The sequence below is a fragment of the Ruegeria sp. CDSC081 genome (assembly GCF_059610485.1).
This window is the reverse complement of the sequence record NZ_JBXWNS010000008.1, coordinates 138,981-160,953: the sequence shown is the minus strand read 5'-3', so window position 1 is coordinate 160,953 and position 21,973 is coordinate 138,981. Positions and strand designations below refer to the sequence as shown.

Sequence of the window (21,973 nt, the reverse complement as noted above, 5' to 3'; positions counted from 1 at the left end):
TTCATAACGTTTTAGCAAATTTGTTCAGGCAATCCAGAGCGCGTTTCTCTTGAACAACTGCCCCGATGTCACGTGCAAGCTGCAGGGCTTGATTTGCCTCGGTGACAGCTTGGTCAAGGTCGCCACGGGCGGCCAATGCTTTGGCGCGCACACGGTGATATTCCGGCTTGTTCAACATCTCTCCACGCTCCCACCCGGGCGTGCAAACATATTCAAGCCGGTTCAGGGCATCCTCGATATGACCCTGATCTATCAACAGCTCGGACAGGACAATCTGGTTTTGCGGGAAGGTAAAGTTGCCGCCAGCCTGGGACACAAGGTCCATATAGGTCCCGACACGAGCAGCCCCCCCGATCACGTCACCTTTGCCCGCCTGAGCTAGACCCAGATAGATATCCTGCATTGCGTGAAGATACAGGAACCCTTCCTCGTCCGCGATCCGACGCGCTTCGTTCATCGTATCGTCCAGCAAGTCCCATTCGCCCGCATACGGAAGGAACATCGACGACGCGCCCATAATGTAGACAAGGTTGGGGGCGTGTTCGAACGGCTTGCTGATTTCGATCGACTTCAGGCGGGCCTCTTCGGCCTCGTCGAATTTGCCAAGCTGCCACAGAAGACAGCCCTGAATGGCAAAGAACGACGCGCTGGTCGAGGACTGGGTCATCGGCATCATGGCCATGTCAAGCTCGGGCGTGATCAGGGCAAGGCCCCGTTCAAGCTGTCTTTCGCAATCGGCGAACTCGCCGCGGAAATAATGAGTATAGCTGAGCGCTCGAGCAGCAAGGACGTTTGTAACCGGATCCGGTGCAAGGCTGGCCATGCCGTCAAGGGCCTTCGCCATCTCAAGTGCGCGGTTCATCTGGCCCGACACAAAGAAATGCGTCCATCGGCAGAAGGTCGCGGCAAACAGGGTTTCGCCCGCACCCAGCGCCTGTGCAAGATGCATCGCACGGGCTGCGGTCTGCCCAACCTGTGTGGATGACCAACCGTGTATCGCCATGAATGCAGGCAACACATTCATCTGAACGCCAAGCTCTACCCCATCTCGTTCGGGACCGCCGGGCATCGTTTCGATATTGCGCAATGCGGCCTGAAAAGCGGCAATCGCCGGTAGGTTCGCAAGACGGCTGAGGGCCTGTTCACCCGCCAGAACCCAGTGGGTAACAGCCTCGCCCTTAAGACCGCCTAGATCGCAGTGATGCGCCACGGTATCCGGTGTCGGGTTACCAAAAGCCTTGTGACCGGCCAGCAATTCTTTGGCGATTTTCAGGTGAATCTGTTCCCGGTCTTCAAGTAAAAGCGACTGGTACGCTGTGTCCTGCACCAGCGCATGGTGGAACGTGTAAGTCGGCGCCCCGGCTTCGCTGGTGATGGATACCAGACCTGCACCGATCAGTTGGATCAATGCCGATTCCACATCCGTTTCCTTGGGCGCTACCGCATGGATCATCGCCGACGTGAAGCTGCGGCCAATCACGGATCCCAACTGCGCTACAGGTCGCGCATTTTCCATCCGGTCCAGCCGCGACATCAGCGAGTCATGAAGAGTTGCGGGGATACTGAGGGTTCCCATTACCCCGGCGTCGATGGGCACGTCCTGCGGCAGTTGATCCAGAACCGCCTTGGTCATTTCTTCGATATAAAGCGGTACACCATCGGCTTTTTCGACAATCTGTCTGACCAAAGTGACCGGCAGGCTGCGCGGTACGGCAACACGGCGCACCAGTTCAGACGCTTCGAGAACCGAAAGAGGTGTCAATTCGACGATTGACGCGCGGCCTTCAAAATGTTCCGGAGGCTCGTATTCAGGGCGGTGCGTCAGAACCACAAGGATGGGCAATTGGTCCAAGGCGTCGATCAGCGCGTCCAAGGCATCCAGCGTGGTTGCGTCCGCCCAGTGCACATCTTCGAATACCAACAGCAATGACCCGCGTTCATCGCAGATGCTCCCGGCACAGCGGATCAGCAAGTCCAAAGATTTGCGGGCTTTCTTGATCGGATCGGGTTCGACCGGAGCGTCGGTTTCAAACCCGGCCAAATCCAAAAGCAGCGCAGCATCTTCTTCGGTCAAACGAGAGGCGTTTTTCGCGTATTTCCTGATCGACTCGGTTACCTTGTCGGTATCAGTCTCATCCCCTGCAAACCGTCGAAGCTCGGCACGTAGCGGGTGCAGGGGCAAACTGGCAAGATGCGGGACACATTGCAGGGTCATAGGCCTTTGTCCCAGCGTTTTGCTGAGGGAATTGATCAGGCGCGATTTCCCGATACCGGCCGGGCCACCAACCAGCGCAACCTGACCCGATCCGCGCAGCACATGATCCCAAAGCCCTGTCAGGCTGGTCAGGTCGTCTTCGCGGGCAACCAATTTGACCGTCGACTTGCCGGTGCGCGCGTCGAACCGGCTGGCGGCGATCTTTTCGTCAATAACGCGGAAGACCGAGAGCTCACCATCAAATCCCTTCAATTCGTGATTGCCGCGCGGTTCAAAGTTGAAGGCCCCTTTTGTCAGGCGCCATGTCTCGGACGAGACGACAACTTCACCGGGATTGGCCAATCCCTGAAGGCGTGAGGCAAGGTTGGCCGTTTCGCCAACAATGAAATCCTGTGTTCCCAGGCTGGCAGAGGAAACAACCCCGACAACGACAACTCCGGTTGCAATTCCCGCGCGCAGGTCCAGGTTTTCACCGAACTTGTTTTCCAGATTCTGAACCGCTTCGATGGTTTCCAAAACCGCACGCACCGCGCGCTCGGTATCATCTTCAGTGGCTTTCGGATATCCGAAATACATCATGATGCCATCGCCCTGCTTATAAGCCAGGTGGCATCCGTGTTGTTTCATCGTGCCGATGGCGGTGTCCAGATACAGATTCATGATCTGCATCAGCTCTTCCGGATCATGCCGCTGTGCTAATTGCGTGGACCCGACCAGATCGCAGAATACAAGCGTCAGCTGTCGCCGTTCGGCCACGCGGGACATTGCGGGTCTGTCGGACGCTTCCTGAAGCTTCAGTTCTGCCTGTGTTTGCCGAAAACGTTTCCTTTGACCGACAGTCAAACCCAGATCTCGAAGTTCCGGGTCTGTCAATTCGTCCAATATTACGTCGTCTATCCCCTCTTCGAGAAACCGCGCGCTGAAGTCATGTAGATCGGCGTTTTGCAGAATAGTTGAAAGGCGTGTGGATTTCCCGATGACAGTCGTCATTGATCAGCGCTTGCCCCCTGGTACTTCTTCGGCACATCGTTGCATGCCTCATTCGCGTCAATATCGCGCCGAATCCAAAAGATTGACGTGGTATCAGACCAATTTGGTAACAAGTGTGGCAGATGTCGGGCCGAATTGCTATGATATTGCGGTCAAGCCTCCCAAATGAATGGTTTTGTTGTCAAATCGGAACCAGCCCGGTGTGGTCGCACCACTCAGAGGCAATTTCGGTCGGTCCGAGGTTAATTGGCACCAGGTACAAGGCCTCAGGGGTTCAGGTTAATCCGGCCGGAAACCAGTGGCCTGACCGGATGGCCGTAAATATGCCGGTTGGTCACAAATGCGTCGCGAGCCCTTTCGCGGGCCATAGCTCTTGGATAAAAGAATAACGCGCCAGCACCGAAACGCCGGCCTTCGATGTCTTCATTGAATTACCGGGAGAATACCTGTGACGTCTTTCCGCCTGGCGAAACTAGCGATCCTTTGTCTTGGCATTCCAACCATGTCCCTTGCGCAATCCGCCGAGGACCCAAGCGCTGGGCTGTTGATGGAACTGAACAATCTGCAACAGGTCGATGGCAACTGCCGACTGTCATTTCTGTTGCAAAATCAGACCGGTGCCGAGATTGAGGCCGCCAATTTTGAAACCGTTATCTTTAACGCGGAGGGCAATGTTGTCAGCCTGTCGTTGTATAATTTCCGCGATATTCCTGCGGGACGTCTGCGGGTGCGGCAGTTCAGCATCGCGGACATGAGCTGCGGCGATGTTGGCCGGATTCTGATCAACGGATCCAATACATGTACGGTCGAAGGCGCCGAAAGCGATCTTTGCGACGAAGCCCTTACGCTAAACAACCGAACAGATGTGGAGTTTCTCAGATGAGCCCGCTTGATGCTTTGCGTGAAATTGTTGCCCTTGGCGGGCCAGTGGTTGCGGTCCTGATCGCCATGTCGATCGTGACGCTGGCCGTCACGCTGTACAAGCTTTGGCAGTTCACCGTTTCCGGTGTCGGTCGGCACAAGATCCTGTCCCAGGCGCTTGCGGCCTGGGATGCCGGTGACACGCAAGCCGCAAGGGCCAAGCTGGCAGAAAGCCGCAGCTATCTTGCGCCGCTGGTCAGCACTGCCATGGATGCGCCCATCATGCCTGGGTTGGACCAAAGGCTGGATGCCGAGGCCGGGTTGGCCTTGGCGGGCCTTGAACGCGGCTTTCGCCTGCTGGACACCGTGGCACAGCTGGCGCCTCTGCTGGGCCTGTTCGGCACCGTCCTTGGCATGATCGAAGCGTTCCAGAGCCTTCAGACTGCCGGATCGTCGGTTGATCCCTCGCTGCTTGCGGGCGGTATCTGGGTAGCGCTGGTCACCACAGCGGTTGGTCTGGCCGTGGCGATGCCGACCTCGATGGTTCTGTCCTGGTTCGAAAGTCGCACTGCGCGCGAACGGGTTTTTGCCGACAAGGCCTTGAGGACCGTTCTTGTTCCGGGGCGGGGATCGTCAGACTCTGCCCAGGTGGCCGCTGTCCCAACGACAGCAGATCATGCGTAATTCTGCACCATTTGTGCGACGGCCAATGTCGATGACGCCGCTCATCGACATCATATTCCTCTTGTTGCTCTTCTTCATGCTGACCTCGACATTCTCGAAATATGCCGAGATCGAGTTAAGCAGCGCCACCGGTGGCGCCTCTGCCGACGAAGTTACGGGTCAGCGGGTATTTCTCCAGCTGGGGTCGGAACGCCTGATCCTGAACGGCGTGCCGGTCACACTGGACGAGTTGGTCGCGCAGGTAGATACCGGGCAGGTATTGGTCAGCCTTGACCCGGATACAACTTCGCAAAGGCTGGTGGATCTGCTGGTGCGGTTGCGTGGCCGTGACGGGTTGAGCGTTCTGGTGCTGGAGTGAGGCGATGATCCGCAATCTTCGACCCCGCCGCAAACGCGATTCGACCATTGCTTTGATCAATGTCGTGTTTCTGATGCTGATCTTCTTTTTGATCACCGGAACGATAGCGCCGCCGCTGGATCCGGATCTGCAACTTGTGGATACGTCGGAACTGGAGGGCAGTGAGCCCCCCGACGCGTTGGTTCTGCACAAGAACGGATTGCTCAGCTTTCGGGGCCAGCCGATGACCCCCGAAGCCTATATGACCGGCCGCGACCCCGCGCCGGTGCGCATCGTGCCCGACCGTGAAGCACCGGGCCACCGCCTGATCGAGGTGACCGGCACTTTGCGGCGGCTGGGGGCAACCTCAGTCTTTGTCGTGACCGAAAAGGCGCTGGAATGATCAGACGCTCGGTTGTCATTGCGACTATTGCGGTCCTGGTGTCCCTGTTAATTCACTTAGTCGGGTTGAGCGTGACGGCGCCCCATCTGACGGAAACCGCAGAACCCGCAGGCTCGGCCGATGCCATCGCGCTGGGCAATGAGTTCGAAGAGATTGCCGATGTCGTTGCGGACCCGGTTGAGCCCGAGCCTGCCCCAGAATCCGAACTGGAACCGGAAGAGCCGCTGGCGCCCGAACCGGAACCCGAAGAAGTGCCGGTCAGCGAAGCATTGGTCGCCTCTGATAACCCTCAGCAGGTCCCTTCACCCGATCTGGGCAAATCCGAAATTGTGCGCCCCGTGGTGACGGAAACGGTTGAGCCGTCTGAAACCGAGTCTGAGACACCTTCGGAGACGAATGAGGCCGCCAGCCAAGACACGGATGCCACGCCTCTGGCCGAACCCAGTGAGCAGGCCGAAACACCCGAAGGAGTGCCCGAGGCCAGCCCGGTGCAAGCCGAAGAACAGGCAGCGGTTGACCCGGCCCCGGCCGAAGTTCCCACGCCCGAGCCATCGCCGGTTCCCGACATACCGCTGATAGCTGACATTCCCGACGTCGACATCCCACTTGTCGAGCCCGAACCCGAACCTGAGGCGGAGGAAGAGACAGAGACGGCACTGACCTCTTCGGTGCGTCCGAAGCTACCGGATCAACGGCCTAGTTCCAAACCGCAGGGCGTCTTGCCGGGCTCCAACGATTTCAGTGATCTGCGGTTCCCAGAGAAAGAAGTCGAATCCCCGCTGTCGCAGTACAAACGCGCGGGAATTGACCCGTTCACACGCGGCAACACCAGTGCCGGTTCAGGGGGAAGGGGGCCAGGCAATTCCACCAAAACCAACTATGCTGGCCGTGTGCTCATGCATCTGAACCGGGCGCCTTTGGTCTATGTTTCGGCGCGCGGTTTCGCTCAGGTCTTTTTTCAGATCAACCCGGATGGCACCTTGGCCTTTGTCGATGTGGTCGACAGCTCTGGATCCCCCGAAGTCGACCGTGCTGCCAAGGCGCAGGTTCGCGCGGCGTCGCCTTTCCCGTTGCCCCCTGGCGGTGTCAGCCGCAGCCTGTCATTTTTCTATAACAGCAACTAGTATATGGTGCCGTAGCAGGATCGCATCCGACCCGAGGCGCGGCTGGGCATTATGCCGTGTGAATGGGCGTGCTCTTGGGCGTGGCAATTCCCGGAATGCGGACTCTCAGATTGCGACTCACCTGAAATTGGGCTGCAGTCACAACAGGGGTAGGGACCGAGAATCCCTGAATCGTGCGACCTGTCAATAATTCCCGGTTTAAAGAGGTGGTCTGGCTTTTTTGCGTTCAAATTTTTGTAACGTTTCCAATGAGCGAACAAAGTGCTCGAAAAGCTTGAATATCTGCGCCCTGCGGCCTTTTTGCCCGGTGCAAAGTGGCAACACCGTCGCAGGCAGAGGGCGTGGAAAATCCCGTCTCGCTATTGTGCCCATGCTGAAATTATTCGACCAATTTAGCCGCCGCTTCGGTGGCACTACTCCTCTCAAAACTTATGGATTAACCATGAAAAACGTACTCATCGCATCGACCGCGCTGATTGCAACCGCCAGTGTTGCTGCCGCGGAAGTCAAATTCAGCGGCTATGGCCGCTTTGGTCTGGGCTATGAAGAAGACCGTTCAGCAACCACCACCACAACGACCGCGTCTGGTGCGGTCAATTCAAACAACGCCTCGACCGACGATACCATTTTGGTGTCGCGTTTTCGTCTGAACATCGACGCCAGTGCCGAAACAGATGGCGGCGTTGAATTCCAGGGCCGTGTTCGTCTGCAGGCGGATGACGATTCAAGCACCGGCGAGCAGAACGAAGCTGGCCTGAATGGCGCCCGTTTCTCGGTTATCTATGGCGGCCTGCGTGTTGACGCCGGTAACGTTTCGGGTTCGTTCGACAACCTGGATGACTACTTCGGTACCGAGCCGGGCCTGGAAGAATTCCTGGGTCAGTATTCGGGCGTGAACTATTCCTTCCTGGAATACAGCTCAACCGGCACGGGCGCGAATGCTGTGTTCTTCCGCTACACCGTTGGCGATCTGGCATTCTCGGCATCCTATGACCAGGACACGAAATTCCTGGGCGCAGGCATCACTGACGACCGTGACCGCTGGGACGTAAGCGCATCTTACACCTTCAATAACTTCACCGCCTCGCTGGCATATGGTGAAACTGATGAAGGTGCAGGCGTTGACAAGGAAAGCCTGACTGTTCTGACCCTGGGTGCAGAACTGGGCGATTTCTACGGCACCCTGTTCGTGGCTGACGATGACGTCAACAACGACGCCGAAGACGGCACCGCTTATGGTTTCTCGGTCGCCTATGATCTGGGTGCGGCAACCACGCTGCAGCTGGTTTACGGTGACGGTTCGGCTGACGACGACACCCGCAACATCGGTGTTGGCGCCATCTATGACCTGGGCGGCGGTGTATCGCTGCGTGGTGCAGTTGGCGAGATCAAAGACGGCGACGACGACGGCAAGATCCGTGCCGACTTTGGTGCTCAGTTCAACTTCTAAGCTGATCTGAACCAGATTGATCTAAGGGCGGGCCTTTGGGTTCGCCCTTTTTCTGTCTGACTATTTCTTTTCAAAGAACAAAATGACCTCACCCAGCCGGATGCCATAGCGCGAGACATAGGCCCGGTTCAGCAGCCGGTCATCGCTCAGCATCCACATCCAGTCATCGAAATCGACCCGCATGGTCCCATCCTTGACGGGCAGGTCGATCTTGTAGGTCCAGTTGAACGTATCGCCACGCTCGATCCCGCTGGCGGTGCCCAGCACGCCGGGGGCTGTGCCGGTCCAGCTATCCTTGCCGGTTTTGGTCAGGGTCCAGACGCGCTGCTCGGTTGCGCCGTCGTCATAGACGAAATCCTCGATCAGGGTCAGCGTCTCGCCATCCCATGTACCATTGATATCAACAGTGAACCGGCGTGGCACATTGCCCAGAACATCCTGAAATTGACCATAGGCCACAGTCTGACCCTCAAAGAACTCTTCCAGGTTCAACTGCCGATCGGACAAAAAGGTCTTGGGGGTTCGGGGTTTCGCGGAGCAGGCAGCCAGAACGGTCAGCCCCAGAACAGCAAGGCCAGCGATGAAAACACGACGTGGTTTCATTGCAGCACCCGTGTTTCAGCGGCGGTGTCATGGCCATTCGCCCGGTCCAGATAGGCCGATTTGGTGGAGGGCGCCGGGCGCATGGTGGCTATCAGCTCGGCGACTTTGATGCCGAACTTTCGCATCTCGGACCGGTTCATGATCACGCCACTTTCCGTCAGGTACATCCAGTCGGTTACGTCCAGCGTGTGTCCCCCTGCGTCCTCGGGCAGGATGATCTTGTAGGTCAGCTTTACGGTCGAGCCCGAGACCGTGCCGCGCCCTTCGCCCACGATGTCATCTGCTGTCGCAATGAATGTGTTTCCTGTGCCCAGAGTCAGATACCATTTGCGGGCCATCTTCTTGCCGTTGGAATAGGTGAAATTCTCGGTCAGGGTGCCTGTGTTGCCGTCCCATTCCCCGACCATACGGGCGACAAAGCTGTTCGACATCTTACCGTCGGGGCCATAGATCAGCCCTTCGGACAGGATCTCCCCGTTCAGGTTTTCCTTCATCTCAAAGGCGGGGCCGGTACCGCTGTAATCCTCAGGCGATTGGGCCCGAAAGCTAAGATAGCGCCCCTTTGCAATGGACAGGGCGAAGATGATGAGCAGGGCTATAGCAAGTAGTTTCATTTGGCTGAGACCTCAGTTGGCAGCGTCAGGACCATTCCAAACGCGCCGAGTTTCAGGATGCAGGGCAAAATGGCATAGGCGAGGTTGAGCGTTTGCAGCGCCTCGGCTGAATTTGCCTGTCCCGGAGTGAATCCGCTGCGTTCCAGCAATGGCAGGGTGAAAAAGGCCGCCAGGGCCAGCCCCAGCTTGCCCGCGAATGACCAGATGCCGAATGCGGCGGATGCGTTCAGACCTGCGCGTGTCAGAGCGACCGAGAACATGGCCGGCAGCACCACCATATCCGCCCCAAGTGCGGCGCCCGATGCAATGCAGATCAGGGCGAACCCGGCTAGGCTGCCGGTTGACAGCGTCGCGGCGCTGACAAAGGCCGCAATCGACAGCGGCATGGCGATCATTAGGGTCTGTTTCGGGCCAATTCGATTGCTGAGTCGCGCCCAAAGGGGCACGCTTGCCCCCGCGCTGAGGAAGAACAAGATCAACAGCGGTCCTGCCATGCCCGGCAGTTGCAGCCGGTCTTCGACAAAGAATAGAAACAGGGTCGAGGTGATGGCGACCGGCAAGCTGTTGATCAGCGCCAGAACCAGCAGGCGTAAGGCTCCGGCATCGCCCAGCCCTGCAAAGGTCAGGGCCTGTCCGGTGATCGGCGCGCGCCGCCAGATCGGGATAGTTAGGGCAAGGGCCAGAATGGCGATGAGGCCCAAAAACAGCCCGAACGCAGGATAGCCCTGCGCCTGCGCGCCAATGGCTACAAACAGCGCGGGGGCACTTGCGGCAAGTATCACGCCGGTTAGCTGCCCGCCCTCGCGATAGGCGGCGAGTGTCATCAGCTCGGACGGGGTGGGCGTTTTGGCCAACGTGGCGCTGCGGCCATAGAGCAGGATGGTTCCCAGGCTGTAGGCTGAAAACAGCAGGATAAGGATGGCCACCAAACTGGCAACGGACGCGCCCTCAGACAGAGTGAACAGCAGCGGGAAGCCAACCGCCAGCCCAAGTGCGGCGAGGGCAGCAAACAAAAGCTGGCCACCAGGCCACCGGTCAATCGCCCAGCCAATCAGGGGATCCTGCACAAGGTCAACCAAACGGATCAGCAACAGGACGGCGCCGATCACCCCAAGGCCAATGCCCAGATTGACCGCCGCAAAACGCGGCAGGTGAATGTAAAGCGGGATGCCTGCAGCGGCGAGCATCAACGCATAGAGACTGACCCGGGGATACAGCATCACTGACCCTTCAACTGCCGGGTAAAGTTGGCCGATCTAGTGTTGCTGCCAAGAAAGATCGACATGAATGCGCGCGTGATGCCCGGGCTCGACAAGGTGCAGGTTCTGCTGCCATTGCGCCAGAACCCGATCTTGTCCGGACCCTCCGGGATTGCAAGATAGCTGTCGCCTTTGCTGACGGCCTGAAAACAGGCCTGCAACTGATCGGCGGTTGGAGGCGGGTTGCCCTGTCGCACCATTTCGCCAAGCGTCGACTTGATCAGAGCCTTCTGCGCGATGGATTTGCGGTATGTCAGTTTCAGTCCGAACTCTTGATTCCAGTCAAACGGTGCGCCGCCGGGCGTATAAAGCCTGGCATCGTAAACCGGCAAACCCAGGAACCGGAACGTAGAGCTGCCCAGAACTTTTGGATCGTCCAACCGTTCAGCCAAAGGTGACGCCGCTAAACCGCAGGGCAGCACCATCGCCAGCGCCAGAATGGCCGGGCGCATCAGCTCAGAGATCGGCCGCAACAGGGATGGCCGCGATCTGTTCGGGGGTGCCATTGTCTGCTCCGATGGTTTGCGGGCCGCCAGCGATCCGCTCGACGACATGCATGGCGCTGGCAATCCCGTCTTCGTGAAACCCGTGCCGGTTATAGGCGCCCGCAAACCAGGTGCGGTTCTGTCCCTGCATCTCGCGGATTTGCCCCTGTGCCCAAAGTGCGGCCTTGTCAAAAACCGGATGGGCGAATTCGACCTGATCATAGATCTTGTCGGCGGCGATCTCGGATGAGGCGTTCAGCGTCACAAACAGCGGGTCACTGTCGGGAATATTCTGCAGCCTGTTCATCCAGTAGGTCACCCCGACATTCCCGGCCTGCGAGCGATAGGTCCAGCTGGACCAACAGGCCCGGCGTTTGGGCATCTGCGACGGATCGCAATGCAGGATGGCCGTGTTGGGCTGATACTGGATCGCGCCAAGCGCGGCTGCTTCGGCTGGGGTGGCATCCTGGCCCAGAATGGCAAGGGATTGATCCGAGTGGGTGGCCAGAATGATCTCATCATACTGATCCGACTGGCCTTGGCTGTGAACGGTCACGCCTATCTCATTGCGCTGCACCCTCTGAACGGGGCTGGCCAGACGTATTTCGGCCCCGCGGGCACGCAGGGTGGCGTCAATCCGGCGGACATATTCAATGCTGCCGCCCTTGACCGTGTACCATTGGTGCTGATTGGCGCGGCCATTGGCCAGCAGAGCGTGATTGCGAAAGAACTGCACCAGCGACCGCGCTGGGAATTGATCCACAAATTCAACCGGGGTCGACCAGATCGCCCCGCACATGGGCATAAGGTAATTGTGCCGAAACCAGTGCCCCAACCGCAGCTGATCAACCAGCTCTCCGATCGTTGTGTCATCGTCCTTGGCTGCGTCCGGGGCCTCTCTGCCAAAACGCAGGATGTCGGCGATCATCTTGTAATAGGCCGGCCGCGCAAGGTTGCGTTTCTGCGCCGTAAGAGTGCGCAGGTTGTTCAGCCCGTATTCGATGCGCCCGTTGTCGATGGTCGCACCAAAGCTCATCTCGGATTTTTCGACAGGCACGTTCAGCGTATCGAACAACCGTGTCAGGTAAGGGTAGGTGGCATAGTTGAAGACGATAAAACCGGTATCGACGGGTTGATCGCCATTTTTGCCCGCCATGACCGTGCGGGCATGCCCGCCAAGCCTGGGTTCAGCCTCAAAGAGTGTCACGTCATTGTTTTCGGAAAGATAATAAGCCGCTGAAAGGCCTGAAATGCCTGCGCCAACTATGGCGATTTTTTTCCTGCCCCTTTGGGTTTCGTCGAACATGATAGCCTCGTTACGTGACGTTTTGATATTGAATACGCAGTAGGGGCAGGATTGGATCATTCAAGACATGGGTTTTCAGGTGCGGCTGCAATTTAGCGGCCTCACCGCGAGCAACCGAAGGTGATCCAAACTGGCCGTGTAACCGTATTGAAATAACACAATTCAGAAATGGTCGGCATGAACAGCTTTGACGGGAAAACTTATTGGATAGTTGGCGCAAGCGAAGGTCTGGGTCGTGCATTGGCGCAAGCTCTAAGCAATCGCGGCGCCCGGGTGATCCTGTCGGCGCGAAACGCGAAACGCCTGGATGAAATCTGCAGCATTCTGCCAAATTCAAAAGCCATTCGTTGCGATGTCGCTGATTTAGACTCTGTTCGACGTGCCGCTTCCGCTGCCGGAAAAGTGGATGGCCTTATCTATAATGCCGGAGCTTATGACCCGATGCGCAGCACTGAGTGGAACACTGAGGCTGCTCTTCGGATGTCCGATGTGAATTTTCAGGGCGCTTTGCGGGTTCTGGGCGAAATACTTCCTGGGTTTGTTAAGGCCGGGCAAGGGGAGATCACGCTGATCGGGTCGCTGTCCGGCTATCATGGCCTGCCATCTGCAGTCGGGTATGGTGCCAGCAAGGCGGCTTTGATTTCACTGGCAGAAACCATGCGGCATGATCTGGCGGGTTCGGGCGTCACGGTTCGGATCGTAAATCCCGGCTTCATCAAGACTCGCCTGACCGAAAAGAACAGTTTCCGGATGCCGATGCTGATGACGCCTCAGGGCGCGGCCCAGCATGTGGTTCGGGCAATGTCCCGCCACAGATTCCGCACAGACTTCCCAGCGCCGTTTTCATGGCTGATCCGCCTTGTAGGCTATTTGCCGGATTGGGTGATATATCGCGGAAGATAGGCCCTAACATTGGGGTTTTGAGCTTCTGCCAGGCTTAACCGCAGGTCAGGCTCTGTATGATCCCCGAGCCGTTTACAAAGACGTTCAGCCGGTCGATGCGATAATCCTGTGTGGCGATGTCATCGGGGCCTAAAACGCGCGACCGTTCGGGTAATTGCGACTGAATGGTCGATACAGGCTTGCCAATCGCATCGGCAATTGGCTCTCCTTTGCAAAAGGCCAAATCTACCGGGGTGGGTTCAAGTGGCAGTGGCGCGTCCTCAGGAGCGGGCGACTCCGTACATGCGACCAGCAAAATCAAAACAGGGGTCAAACGGCGCATTGGCGCTCCTCTTTCTGGCAATGTCGTTTCTGTAATATCAAATATTTAGCATTGCTGCCATCAAAGCGCAGTTGAAAAAATCCTGCATTTAACGCAGGGTCAGGCCAAATTTGACTGGGAGAAGTACATCATGCGCACCCGTGCCGCCGTCGCCGTGCAGGCCGGCAAACCTTTGGAAGTGATGGATGTGAACCTCGAAGGCCCCAAGGCGGGCGAGGTTCTGGTCGAGATCAAGGCGACCGGCATTTGCCACACCGACGAATTCACCCTGTCGGGTGCAGACCCCGAAGGCCTGTTCCCCGCCATTCTGGGCCATGAAGGCGCAGGTGTGGTGGTCGATGTCGGCCCGGGCGTGACCAGCCTGAAGCCGGGCGATCACGTGATCCCGCTTTACACCCCTGAGTGTCGCGAATGTGAATACTGCCTGCATCCCAAAACCAACCTGTGTCAGGCGATCCGTTCGACGCAGGGCCAAGGGTTGATGCCCGATGGCACCTCGCGGTTCTCGACGCTGGATGGTGATCCGATCCTGCATTACATGGGCTGCTCGACCTTTGCCAACCACACGGTCCTGCCGGAAATCGCGCTTGCCAAAGTGCGCCCGGACGCGCCTTTCGACAAGATCTGCTACATCGGCTGTGGCGTCACCACCGGCATCGGCGCCGTGATCAACACCGCCAAGGTCGAGATCGGCAGCCGCGCCATCGTATTCGGTCTGGGTGGCATCGGTCTGAACGTCATTCAAGGTCTACGATTGGCAGGGGCCGACCAGATCGTCGGCGTCGACCTGAACCCCTCCAAGGTGGAAATGGCCACCCGGTTCGGTATGACCGATTTCGTCAACCCGGCTGAGGTTGAAGGCGATCTGGTGCCCTATCTGGTCAACCTGACCAAAGGCGGCGCGGATTACACCTTTGACGCCACCGGCAATGTTGGCGTGATGCGCACGGCGCTGGAATCTGCACATAAGGGCTGGGGCGAGTCGATCATAATCGGCGTGGCACCTGCAGGGGCCGAGATCTCGACCCGCCCGTTCCAGCTGGTCACTGGTCGTTCCTGGCGCGGTACTGCCTTTGGCGGCGCCCGTGGCCGCACGGATGTGCCCAAGATCGTCGATTGGTACATGGAAGGTAAGATCGAGATCGACCCGATGATCACCCACACCATGGGCCTGGACGACATCAACCATGGGTTCGACCTGATGCATAAGGGCGAAAGCATCCGCTCGGTTGTGGTTTACTAAGGCTCTAATCCAGACGGAAAAGTTGTTACGGCGCGCTCCTGGCGCGCCGTTTGTCATTCCCCTGGTCGCGTCGCCCCTGTATCCGAACGCGGTGAGCGAACCCGCAGAACCGGGGTGTTGGCTGAGGTAGTGTTCGACCGGCTCTCGCGCCAGACGACGAAGACACCAGATGCGATGATGATGCTGGCGCCGACGGCAACCCAGCCGTCTGGCTTTTCGCCGAAAAACGCCATGCCAAAGATCGTGGCCCAGATGATCTGGCTGTATTGGCTGGGGGCGATGACCCCCGCTGGCGCGGCACGATAAGCCAGAATAATCAGGTGTTGGGCAATGACAGAAAACACTCCGACCAGTGCCATCATGGCCAGATGCAACAGGGACGGAGGTTGATAAACGGCCGGTTGCGCGATGCTCATGACCACTATGGCCAGCAGCATCGGATAAAGGATCAGAACGGCCGAGCGTTCCTCATTGCCGATCTTACGGACCAGAACTGACGCGAAAGCGCTGCAGAACGCGGCCGTCAGCGCCGCCAGATGGCCTAGCGTGATGTCCGTGGTACCCGGACGCAGAACGATCAACACGCCGATCAGGCCCACGCCAACCGCGGCCCAACGCTGGGCGCGGACCACCTCGCCCAATATGGGGATCGACAGGACCGTGACGATCAGCGGGAAAGAGAACAGGAGTGAATATACCTCGGCCAAAGGCAGGACCGAAAAGGAATAAAATGCGCAGGACATGCCTGTGACCATCAACCCCGACCGCAGCAGGACCAGCCAGGGATGGTGCGGAAGGAAGTTGCCGGTAGAGCGGTCTGTCAGGATTGTCACGGCCATCGGCACAAAAGAAAACAGCGTGGCAAAAAAGATGATTTGCATCACCGAATAGGTTCCGCCCAGCACCTTGATCAGAGCATCGTGGCTGGCAAAGACAGCAAAGCCCAGAAACGCATAGCCAAGGCCCCTGAGGGTGGTGTTTTGAGTGCTCATGGGTTTGACCTTGGGCAGCGGAATGGTGGGTTCATCCGTTGCATAAACCCATTTTTCAGAGTCTGATAGCCTTTATTTTACCGCTAACATGACTACCGGCCATGATCTGAGATCATCGCAGGATCGGTGGCGCGTCCTTTGGCTGGCGCGCGGATTGTACACCCACTTTCATCCCTACGCCGATGCGCCGGGCCAGCGCCACCCAGGGCAGCGCGGTTTCTGCGGGCAGGGTGCTATGGGCCACCTCCTCGAACAGGTCCAGCCAATGATCGAACAATTCGGGCCTGATATCAGGCCTTTCGATGTGAATACGCTGCGGATTTCCGTCATAACAACGCTCATGCAGAATGGCGTTGCGCCAGAACGCGGCGATCTTGTTCTCGTGCGGAGGCCAGTCGCTGACATGGTTTGCAAAGACCGGTGCCAGTGCCTCGTCCTGCCGGACGCGGGCGTAGAATGCGCTCACCTGAGACATGATCTGTTCAGCGGTGGCGGGAAACCTCGGAGGAATTCCTGGGCGGGCAGGAGAGGTAGGTTTGGAAATGGGCGTTCCGAAACTGAATTGCGTCCCGTTCAGATCGGATTGTAGCCCGTGCTGTCAAGCCACGACGCGTATATGTCGCGCTGACTCAAAGAAGCGTTTGCGCAGGAAACGGGTCGGTTCCTCTCGCCGGGTTAGGCATCTTTTGTACAAAGAAGGAGACCTAACATGCACAAAATATCCGCCCTCCCCACCGCGCAGGTTCAGGCCTATCGCCAAGGTGCGCCTGATGGTTATGGCAACCCGCCCGAACGGGCGATATCGAACGGGGAAGGAAACCCCTGCCGTCATTGCTTGACCTATATTCCCAAGGGAAAGGAAATGCTGGTGCTGGCCCACCGGCCCTTTCCAGCGACACAACCTTTTGCTGAAACCGGGCCGATTTACCTTTGTGTAGAGCCTTGTCAGCGCTATGAGGATCTCACCAACCTGCCCGAGGCGCTGACCGCCTCACCCAATTATCTGATTAAAGGGTACGGATCGGACGACAGGATTGTTTACGGCACCGGGATCATTACGCCGCAGGCGGAATTGCAAAACGCTGCTGGGGATATCTTTGCCCGCGCGGATGTCGCCTATATCCACATCCGGTCGGCGTTGAATAACTGCTATCACGCGCGGATCGACCGCGCCTAAAGCTTGACCCGGTGCAATCCCCGGCGCGGCTGATCCTGATCGTCGGCCGGGGTGTCGCCCGCCCGGGATGAGGTCAGGGCCAGGAACACATCCTCAAGATCCGCCTCTTCGGTGCGGACGTCGCGGATGCGGATGCCCACGGCCCTGACGGATTCCAAAACCTGTTCCGCACTGGTCTGAGCGCTGCGATAGCGCAGCACCAGGCTGCCATCGTCGCGCAGTGTGGCCTCGACTCCCTCGGTCGCAGGCAGTTCAGTGACGGGGCCATCCGGAATAATTACCATCGTCCGACCATCCATGCGGCCCAGCAGGTCTGCCGTGCTGTCCTGTGCGATCTTTTCGCCATGATTGATGATGGCGATCTGGTCGCACATCTCCTGTGCTTCTTCCAGGTAATGCGTCGTCAGGATGATGGTCATGCCCTGCTGGTTCAGCTTGCGCACGTTGGCCCAGAGCATTTGGCGCAGCTCGATATCCACGCCCGCTGTGGGTTCGTCCAGAACCAGCACTTTGGGGTTATGCACCAAAGCCTTGGCCAACAGCAACCGGCGCCGCATCCCGCCGGACAGGGTGCGGGCATAGGCCTCGGCCTTGTCGCTGAGGCCAACCAGTTCGAGGATTTCATCACTGCGCCGCTGCGCCTTTGGTACACCATATAGGCCAGCTTGAACCTCCAAAGCACCGCGCGGGGTAAAGAAAGGGTCCAGGTTCAGCTCTTGCGGCATAACGCCGATGGCAGCGCGAGATTGGCGCGGGTTGCGGTCTTGGTCATGACCCCAGATCGACACATGGCCTGCAGATTTCACCACCAACCCGGCCAGAATGTTGATCAGGGTCGATTTCCCAGCCCCGTTCGGCCCCAGCAATCCAAAGACTGAACCGCGCGGGATTGTCAGGTCGATGCCCCTCAGCGCCTGCTTTTCAGGCTGGCCCTTGCTGCCGCGATAGGTCTTGCGCAGCCCTTCGATCCTGATTGCCGCATTGTCCATGTGGCTCTTGCCCCCGGTTTGCTCATCGCTCATAAACGCACCTAATGCATGCCCGCGAGGCCGACAACCAGTGAAGGATCGCCAGCCGTGACAATCGAAGCGCCGGAAACCAAGATCGTCGAAACCTCTCGTGTCGCCTGTGATGGCGGCGAAGGTGCATTGGGCCACCCACGTATTTGGTTACAGATCCCCGAAGACACCGGCTGGGTCGAGTGCCCCTATTGCGACTGCAAATTTGTCTTAAAAGGGCACGAGGCCAGCGCCTGATTGTGCAAAGCCGCGGGCAGGTTTGGCCTCTGCCTGATCATTGGAGCTGTTGGCTATTTTCTGGCCGCCGCTATCGGAATGCTTCTAACCGGATCGGGAAATCGGGCGCAGGGCGATGATACGATCGAAATCGCCTGGTCAGCGGGCCGATCTACAGGCCTCCTGGCTGCCGGGTTTTTCCAACCACAATCAGTTTTAAGGCCAAAGGGTGTTTCAACGCGCTGCGAACCTGCCATGTCTGGGCCGGTGAGGTGCTGTGGTCCGCGAATGAAGACTTCGGCACATGGGTGCCATTGCCTTACTCGATCACTTTGTCCTGCTTGATAAACCAATCAGGCAAGGTCTAACCTGCCCAACTAATGTCGTGTTCTGACGATAGCTTTGCGCCGGCTCAATGGAGGAAGTGTGTTGATGGACGCCAGTATCCAAAATACCAACCAACCGGTCTTCGGATGGATTGGTTTTAGTGTTTCCGCGATGGCCCTGTTGGGCGCCCTGTTCCTGTTCTGGGCCGGGCCATTCGCACCGCAACAATCGACTGGCGTGTCTTTGGGAGAGCTTGCAGCCGAGCTTGGAAAATCCACCCTGCGCTCGGCCGCCGGGCTGGACCAACCCGAGCCGGTGGCCCGGGTCCGGGACCTGGATGACTATCTGCAAATCGGCGTCGCCCTCTTGGGTGGGTTGGCCATTGTCCTGTCGGCCATAGGCATTCTGCGCCACGAAAAACTGCGGCCGGCCATTGCGGGTATCGCAATCGGCATCGGCGCAATCCTGTTTCAGTTCTTTGCTTTTGCGTTTTTCGCTTTCCTCGGTGTGCTGGTCATCATGGCGCTGCTCAACAGCTTTTCGGATGTATTTGGCGGCCTGTTCGGCGGATAGTTCACCTTCTGTACTGGTCACCCGTGCGCCCCTGTGGCAGAACCATCCCTGACCGACAGGGAGCGCGCGCATGAGCAATTTCGGAAAAGGGTGTCACCTTCATCTTATTGACGGATCGGCCTTTATCTTCAGGGCCTATCACGCGCTGCCGCCGCTGACGCGGAAGTCGGATGGGTTGCCGATTGGGGCCGTGTCTGGGTTCTGCAACATGCTGCAGAAATATGTCGAGGGGAACACTGGGCCAGACGCGCCGACCCATGTGGCGGTGATCTTTGACAAGGGCTCTCATACGTTCCGCAACGATATGTATGACCTTTACAAGGCCAATCGCGAGGCCATGCCCGAGGATCTGCGCCCTCAGATGCCGCTGACCCGCGAGGCGACCCGCGCCTTCAATATCGCCTGCAAAGAGCTTGAGGGCTATGAGGCCGACGACATCATTGCCACCCTTGCCATACAGGCGCGTGAGGCCGGTGGTCGCGTCACGATCGTCAGTTCCGACAAGGACCTGATGCAGCTGGTCGGCGATGGGGTCGAAATGCTGGATGCGATGAAGAACAAGCGCATCGACCGCGATGGTGTGTTCGAGAAATTCGGCGTCGGGCCGGAACGTGTGGTGGACGTGCAGGCGCTGGCCGGGGACAGCGTGGACAATGTGCCGGGGGCCCCGGGCATTGGGATCAAGACGGCGGCGCTTTTGATCAATGAATTTGGGGATCTGGAAACCCTGCTGGACCGCGCCGAAGAGATCAAACAACCCAAACGCCGCCAGACCCTGATCGACAAACGCGACCAGATTGAGCTGTCGAAAAGACTGGTGCAGTTGGATGAGAACACGCCGCTGGATTTCACCTTAGACGATCTTGAGGTGCAAGACCCTGAACCGGACACTCTGCTGGGCTTTCTGGCTGAGATGGAGTTCCGCACCCTCACCAAGCGCATAGCGGACAAGCTGGGGGCCGAGGCACCGGTGATTGCAGACGCGCCTGCGCCCGTTGCAGATGTGGCCGAGGCTGAAGACATTCCATTCGACGCGTCGAAGTATGAATGCGTCCGCGACGCGGGGGCTTTGCAGAAATGGATAGACCAGGCCTATGAGCGTGGCTGGGTTGCAGTGGACACCGAGACCACCGGGCTGAACGAGATGATCGCAGATTTGGTTGGCATTTCGCTCTGCATCGAGGCGGGCGAGGCCTGCTATATCCCATTGATCCATCGTCAAAGCGCCACCGACGATCTGTTCGGCTCGGACGCGCTGGCCGAGGGGCAAATGCCGATTGAACAGGCTCTAACACTGATAAAACCGATGTTAGAGGACCCGTCGATCCTCAAGATCGGGCAAAACATGAAATACGATGCCAAGATTTTTGCCCGCTATGGCGTGGATGTGGCGCCGATTGATGACACGATGTTGATGTCCTATGCGATGCATGGCGGCGAGCATGGGCATGGCATGGACACCCTGTCCGAGCGTTATCTGAACCACACGCCGATTCCGATCAAACCGCTGCTGGGATCCGGCAAATCCGCGATCACCTTCGACAAGGTTCCGATTGATGAAGCGACCGCCTATGCGGCCGAGGACGCTGATATCACCCTGCGCCTGTGGAGACTGTTCAAACCTCAGCTGCATCAGGTTCAGGTAACGACCGTCTATGAAACGCTGGAGCGCCCTCTGGTGCCGGTTCTGGCCGAAATGGAGATGCATGGCATCAAGGTTGACCGCGATGTTCTCAGCCGCATGTCCAACGCGTTTGCCCAGAATATGGCCGGGTTAGAGGCTGAAATCCACGAATTGGCTGGTGAAAGCTTCAATGTCGGCTCCCCCGCTCAGCTGGGCGAGATTCTGTTCGACAAGATGAGTCTGGAAGGCGGCAAGAAGGGCAAGACCGGTAAATATTCAACCGGGGCCGATATCCTTGAGGATCTGGCGACCGAGCATGAATTGCCGCGTCGGGTGCTGGATTGGCGTCAGCTGTCGAAACTGAAATCGACCTACACGGATGCGCTGCAGACCCATATCAACCCCGATACAGGCCGGGTGCATACATCCTATTCGATCACCGGGGCCAATACGGGTCGTTTGGCCTCGACCGATCCGAACCTGCAGAACATCCCCGTGCGCACCGAAGAAGGCCGCCGTATCCGTGAAGCATTTATTGCCGAGCCGGGAAATGTGCTGGTCAGCCTGGATTATAGCCAGATCGAGCTGCGCATTCTGGCGCATATTGCCGATATTCCGGCCTTGAAGCAGGCGTTTACCGATGGGCTGGACATTCACGCCATGACTGCGTCGGAAATGTTCGACGTGCCGCTGGATGAGATGACGCCGGATATTCGCCGTCAGGCCAAGGCGATCAACTTCGGTGTGATCTATGGCATCTCGGGTTTTGGTCTGGCGCGCAACCTGCGCATTCCACGGGCCGAGGCGCAGGGCTTCATCGACCGCTATTTCGAACGCTTCCCCGGCATTCGGACCTATATGGACGACACCGTCGCCTTTGCCAAAGAGAATGGCTATGTGCAGACCCTATTCGGGCGCAAAATCCATACGCCTGAGATCAATGCCAAGGGGCCGCATGCCGGATTTTCGCGTCGGGCAGCGATCAACGCTCCGATTCAAGGCACCGCGGCCGACGTGATCCGCCGCGCGATGGTGCGGATGCCGGATGCGATCCATGGGTTGCCCGCGAAAATGTTGCTGCAAGTGCATGACGAATTGCTGTTCGAAGTATCCGAGGACGCCGTTGACCCGCTGATCGACGCGGCGCGCGACGTGATGGAGGGGGCCTCGGACCCAGCGGTGAAACTGGATGTGAAACTCAGCGTTGATGCGGGACAGGGCGCGAATTGGGCCGAGGCGCACTAGC

General features: G+C 58.2%; 22 protein-coding genes. 12 read left to right on the top strand and 10 right to left on the bottom strand.

The window, feature by feature from the left end; translation table 11 throughout:
- Position 1: 1 nt before the first annotated feature.
- Complete coding sequence (locus AC2FH9_RS15785) at positions 2-3,205, bottom strand: adenylate/guanylate cyclase domain-containing protein (RefSeq protein WP_496872168.1); 3,204 nt, start codon at positions 3,203-3,205, stop codon at positions 2-4.
- A gap of 448 nt (positions 3,206-3,653) precedes the next feature.
- Here AC2FH9_RS15785 and AC2FH9_RS15780 point away from each other — a divergent pair, with 448 nt between their 5' ends.
- From AC2FH9_RS15780 to AC2FH9_RS15755, 6 genes are all read left to right on the top strand, one after another.
- Positions 3,654-4,088, top strand: a complete 435-nt coding sequence (locus AC2FH9_RS15780) for a hypothetical protein (RefSeq protein WP_496697939.1) — start codon at positions 3,654-3,656, stop codon at positions 4,086-4,088.
- The gene (locus tag AC2FH9_RS15775) at positions 4,085-4,750 is read left to right on the top strand and encodes a MotA/TolQ/ExbB proton channel family protein (RefSeq protein ID WP_496697937.1); all 666 of its coding nucleotides are present in this window, start codon (positions 4,085-4,087) and stop codon (positions 4,748-4,750) included. The genes AC2FH9_RS15780 and AC2FH9_RS15775 overlap by 4 nt, the downstream gene beginning before the upstream one ends.
- Positions 4,743-5,108, top strand: a complete 366-nt coding sequence (locus AC2FH9_RS15770) for a biopolymer transporter ExbD (protein WP_496697935.1) — start codon at positions 4,743-4,745, stop codon at positions 5,106-5,108. Before AC2FH9_RS15775 ends, AC2FH9_RS15770 begins: the two co-directional genes overlap by 8 nt.
- A 4-nt stretch (positions 5,109-5,112) precedes the next feature.
- Complete coding sequence (locus AC2FH9_RS15765; protein WP_496678484.1) at positions 5,113-5,490, top strand: ExbD/TolR family protein; 378 nt, start codon at positions 5,113-5,115, stop codon at positions 5,488-5,490.
- Positions 5,487-6,614, top strand: coding sequence for an energy transducer TonB family protein (locus AC2FH9_RS15760; RefSeq protein ID WP_496872165.1), 1,128 nt, complete (start codon positions 5,487-5,489; stop codon positions 6,612-6,614). The genes AC2FH9_RS15765 and AC2FH9_RS15760 overlap by 4 nt, the downstream gene beginning before the upstream one ends.
- Positions 6,615-7,056: 442 nt before the next feature.
- Positions 7,057-8,064, top strand: coding sequence for a porin (locus AC2FH9_RS15755; protein ID WP_496678480.1), 1,008 nt, complete (start codon positions 7,057-7,059; stop codon positions 8,062-8,064).
- A gap of 60 nt (positions 8,065-8,124) precedes the next feature.
- On the opposite strand, the gene AC2FH9_RS15750 is transcribed toward AC2FH9_RS15755, so the two are convergent.
- Genes AC2FH9_RS15750 through AC2FH9_RS15730 form a run of 5 tightly spaced genes read right to left on the bottom strand, consistent with a single transcriptional unit; the run spans position 8,125 to position 12,331 of the window.
- On the bottom strand, positions 8,125-8,667 hold the full coding sequence (locus AC2FH9_RS15750) for a DUF3833 domain-containing protein (protein WP_496697927.1): 543 nt from the start codon (positions 8,665-8,667) through the stop codon (positions 8,125-8,127).
- The gene (locus AC2FH9_RS15745) at positions 8,664-9,281 is read right to left on the bottom strand and encodes a DUF3833 domain-containing protein (RefSeq protein ID WP_496692817.1); all 618 of its coding nucleotides are present in this window, start codon (positions 9,279-9,281) and stop codon (positions 8,664-8,666) included. The genes AC2FH9_RS15750 and AC2FH9_RS15745 overlap by 4 nt, the downstream gene beginning before the upstream one ends.
- A complete protein-coding gene (locus tag AC2FH9_RS15740; protein ID WP_496750676.1) occupies positions 9,278-10,501 on the bottom strand; it encodes an MFS transporter in 1,224 nt (407 codons plus the stop codon). The genes AC2FH9_RS15745 and AC2FH9_RS15740 overlap by 4 nt, the downstream gene beginning before the upstream one ends.
- Complete coding sequence (locus AC2FH9_RS15735; RefSeq protein ID WP_246097258.1) at positions 10,501-11,046, bottom strand: hypothetical protein; 546 nt, start codon at positions 11,044-11,046, stop codon at positions 10,501-10,503. Before AC2FH9_RS15735 ends, AC2FH9_RS15740 begins: the two co-directional genes overlap by 1 nt.
- Positions 10,997-12,331: an NAD(P)/FAD-dependent oxidoreductase gene (locus tag AC2FH9_RS15730; RefSeq protein WP_142638530.1), complete on the bottom strand. Its 1,335-nt coding sequence runs from the start codon at positions 12,329-12,331 to the stop codon at positions 10,997-10,999. Before AC2FH9_RS15730 ends, AC2FH9_RS15735 begins: the two co-directional genes overlap by 50 nt.
- Before the next feature lie 177 nt (positions 12,332-12,508).
- Between AC2FH9_RS15730 and AC2FH9_RS15725 the strand changes: the two genes are divergently transcribed.
- Positions 12,509-13,234, top strand: coding sequence for an SDR family NAD(P)-dependent oxidoreductase (locus AC2FH9_RS15725; RefSeq protein WP_142638532.1), 726 nt, complete (start codon positions 12,509-12,511; stop codon positions 13,232-13,234).
- 34 nt (positions 13,235-13,268) lie between these two features.
- Here the strand turns inward: AC2FH9_RS15725 and AC2FH9_RS15720 are convergent, their stop codons facing one another.
- On the bottom strand, positions 13,269-13,556 hold the full coding sequence (locus AC2FH9_RS15720; protein WP_142638533.1) for an I78 family peptidase inhibitor: 288 nt from the start codon (positions 13,554-13,556) through the stop codon (positions 13,269-13,271).
- 130 nt (positions 13,557-13,686) lie between these two features.
- Here AC2FH9_RS15720 and AC2FH9_RS15715 point away from each other — a divergent pair, with 130 nt between their 5' ends.
- Positions 13,687-14,799: an S-(hydroxymethyl)glutathione dehydrogenase/class III alcohol dehydrogenase gene (locus AC2FH9_RS15715; protein ID WP_496697919.1), complete on the top strand. Its 1,113-nt coding sequence runs from the start codon at positions 13,687-13,689 to the stop codon at positions 14,797-14,799.
- 53 nt (positions 14,800-14,852) lie between these two features.
- Here AC2FH9_RS15715 and AC2FH9_RS15710 read toward each other — a convergent pair whose 3' ends face one another.
- The gene (locus AC2FH9_RS15710; protein WP_496690284.1) at positions 14,853-15,791 is read right to left on the bottom strand and encodes a DMT family transporter; all 939 of its coding nucleotides are present in this window, start codon (positions 15,789-15,791) and stop codon (positions 14,853-14,855) included.
- 112 nt (positions 15,792-15,903) lie between these two features.
- Positions 15,904-16,266, bottom strand: coding sequence for a group III truncated hemoglobin (locus AC2FH9_RS15705; protein WP_246097259.1), 363 nt, complete (start codon positions 16,264-16,266; stop codon positions 15,904-15,906).
- A gap of 234 nt (positions 16,267-16,500) precedes the next feature.
- Between AC2FH9_RS15705 and AC2FH9_RS15700 the strand changes: the two genes are divergently transcribed.
- Positions 16,501-16,968 carry a DUF1203 domain-containing protein gene (locus tag AC2FH9_RS15700; RefSeq protein ID WP_496872160.1) on the top strand — a complete coding sequence of 156 codons (468 nt, stop codon included), beginning with the start codon at positions 16,501-16,503 and terminating at the stop codon, positions 16,966-16,968.
- On the opposite strand, the gene AC2FH9_RS15695 is transcribed toward AC2FH9_RS15700, so the two are convergent.
- Positions 16,965-17,957: an ABC transporter ATP-binding protein gene (locus AC2FH9_RS15695; protein ID WP_496872188.1), complete on the bottom strand. Its 993-nt coding sequence runs from the start codon at positions 17,955-17,957 to the stop codon at positions 16,965-16,967. The genes AC2FH9_RS15700 and AC2FH9_RS15695 overlap by 4 nt on opposite strands.
- 87 nt (positions 17,958-18,044) lie before the next feature.
- On the opposite strand from AC2FH9_RS15695, the gene AC2FH9_RS15690 reads away from it, so the two are divergent.
- The 3 genes from AC2FH9_RS15690 to polA all read left to right on the top strand — a co-directional run bounded on the left by AC2FH9_RS15690 (position 18,045) and on the right by polA (position 21,972).
- Positions 18,045-18,224, top strand: a complete 180-nt coding sequence (locus AC2FH9_RS15690; RefSeq protein ID WP_496872159.1) for a zinc-finger domain-containing protein — start codon at positions 18,045-18,047, stop codon at positions 18,222-18,224.
- A 411-nt stretch (positions 18,225-18,635) separates the two neighbouring features.
- Positions 18,636-19,103, top strand: a complete 468-nt coding sequence (locus AC2FH9_RS15685; protein ID WP_496872156.1) for a hypothetical protein — start codon at positions 18,636-18,638, stop codon at positions 19,101-19,103.
- A gap of 70 nt (positions 19,104-19,173) precedes the next feature.
- Complete coding sequence (gene polA, locus AC2FH9_RS15680; protein WP_496872154.1) at positions 19,174-21,972, top strand: DNA polymerase I; 2,799 nt, start codon at positions 19,174-19,176, stop codon at positions 21,970-21,972.
- The last annotated feature ends 1 nt before the right edge of the window (position 21,973 follow it).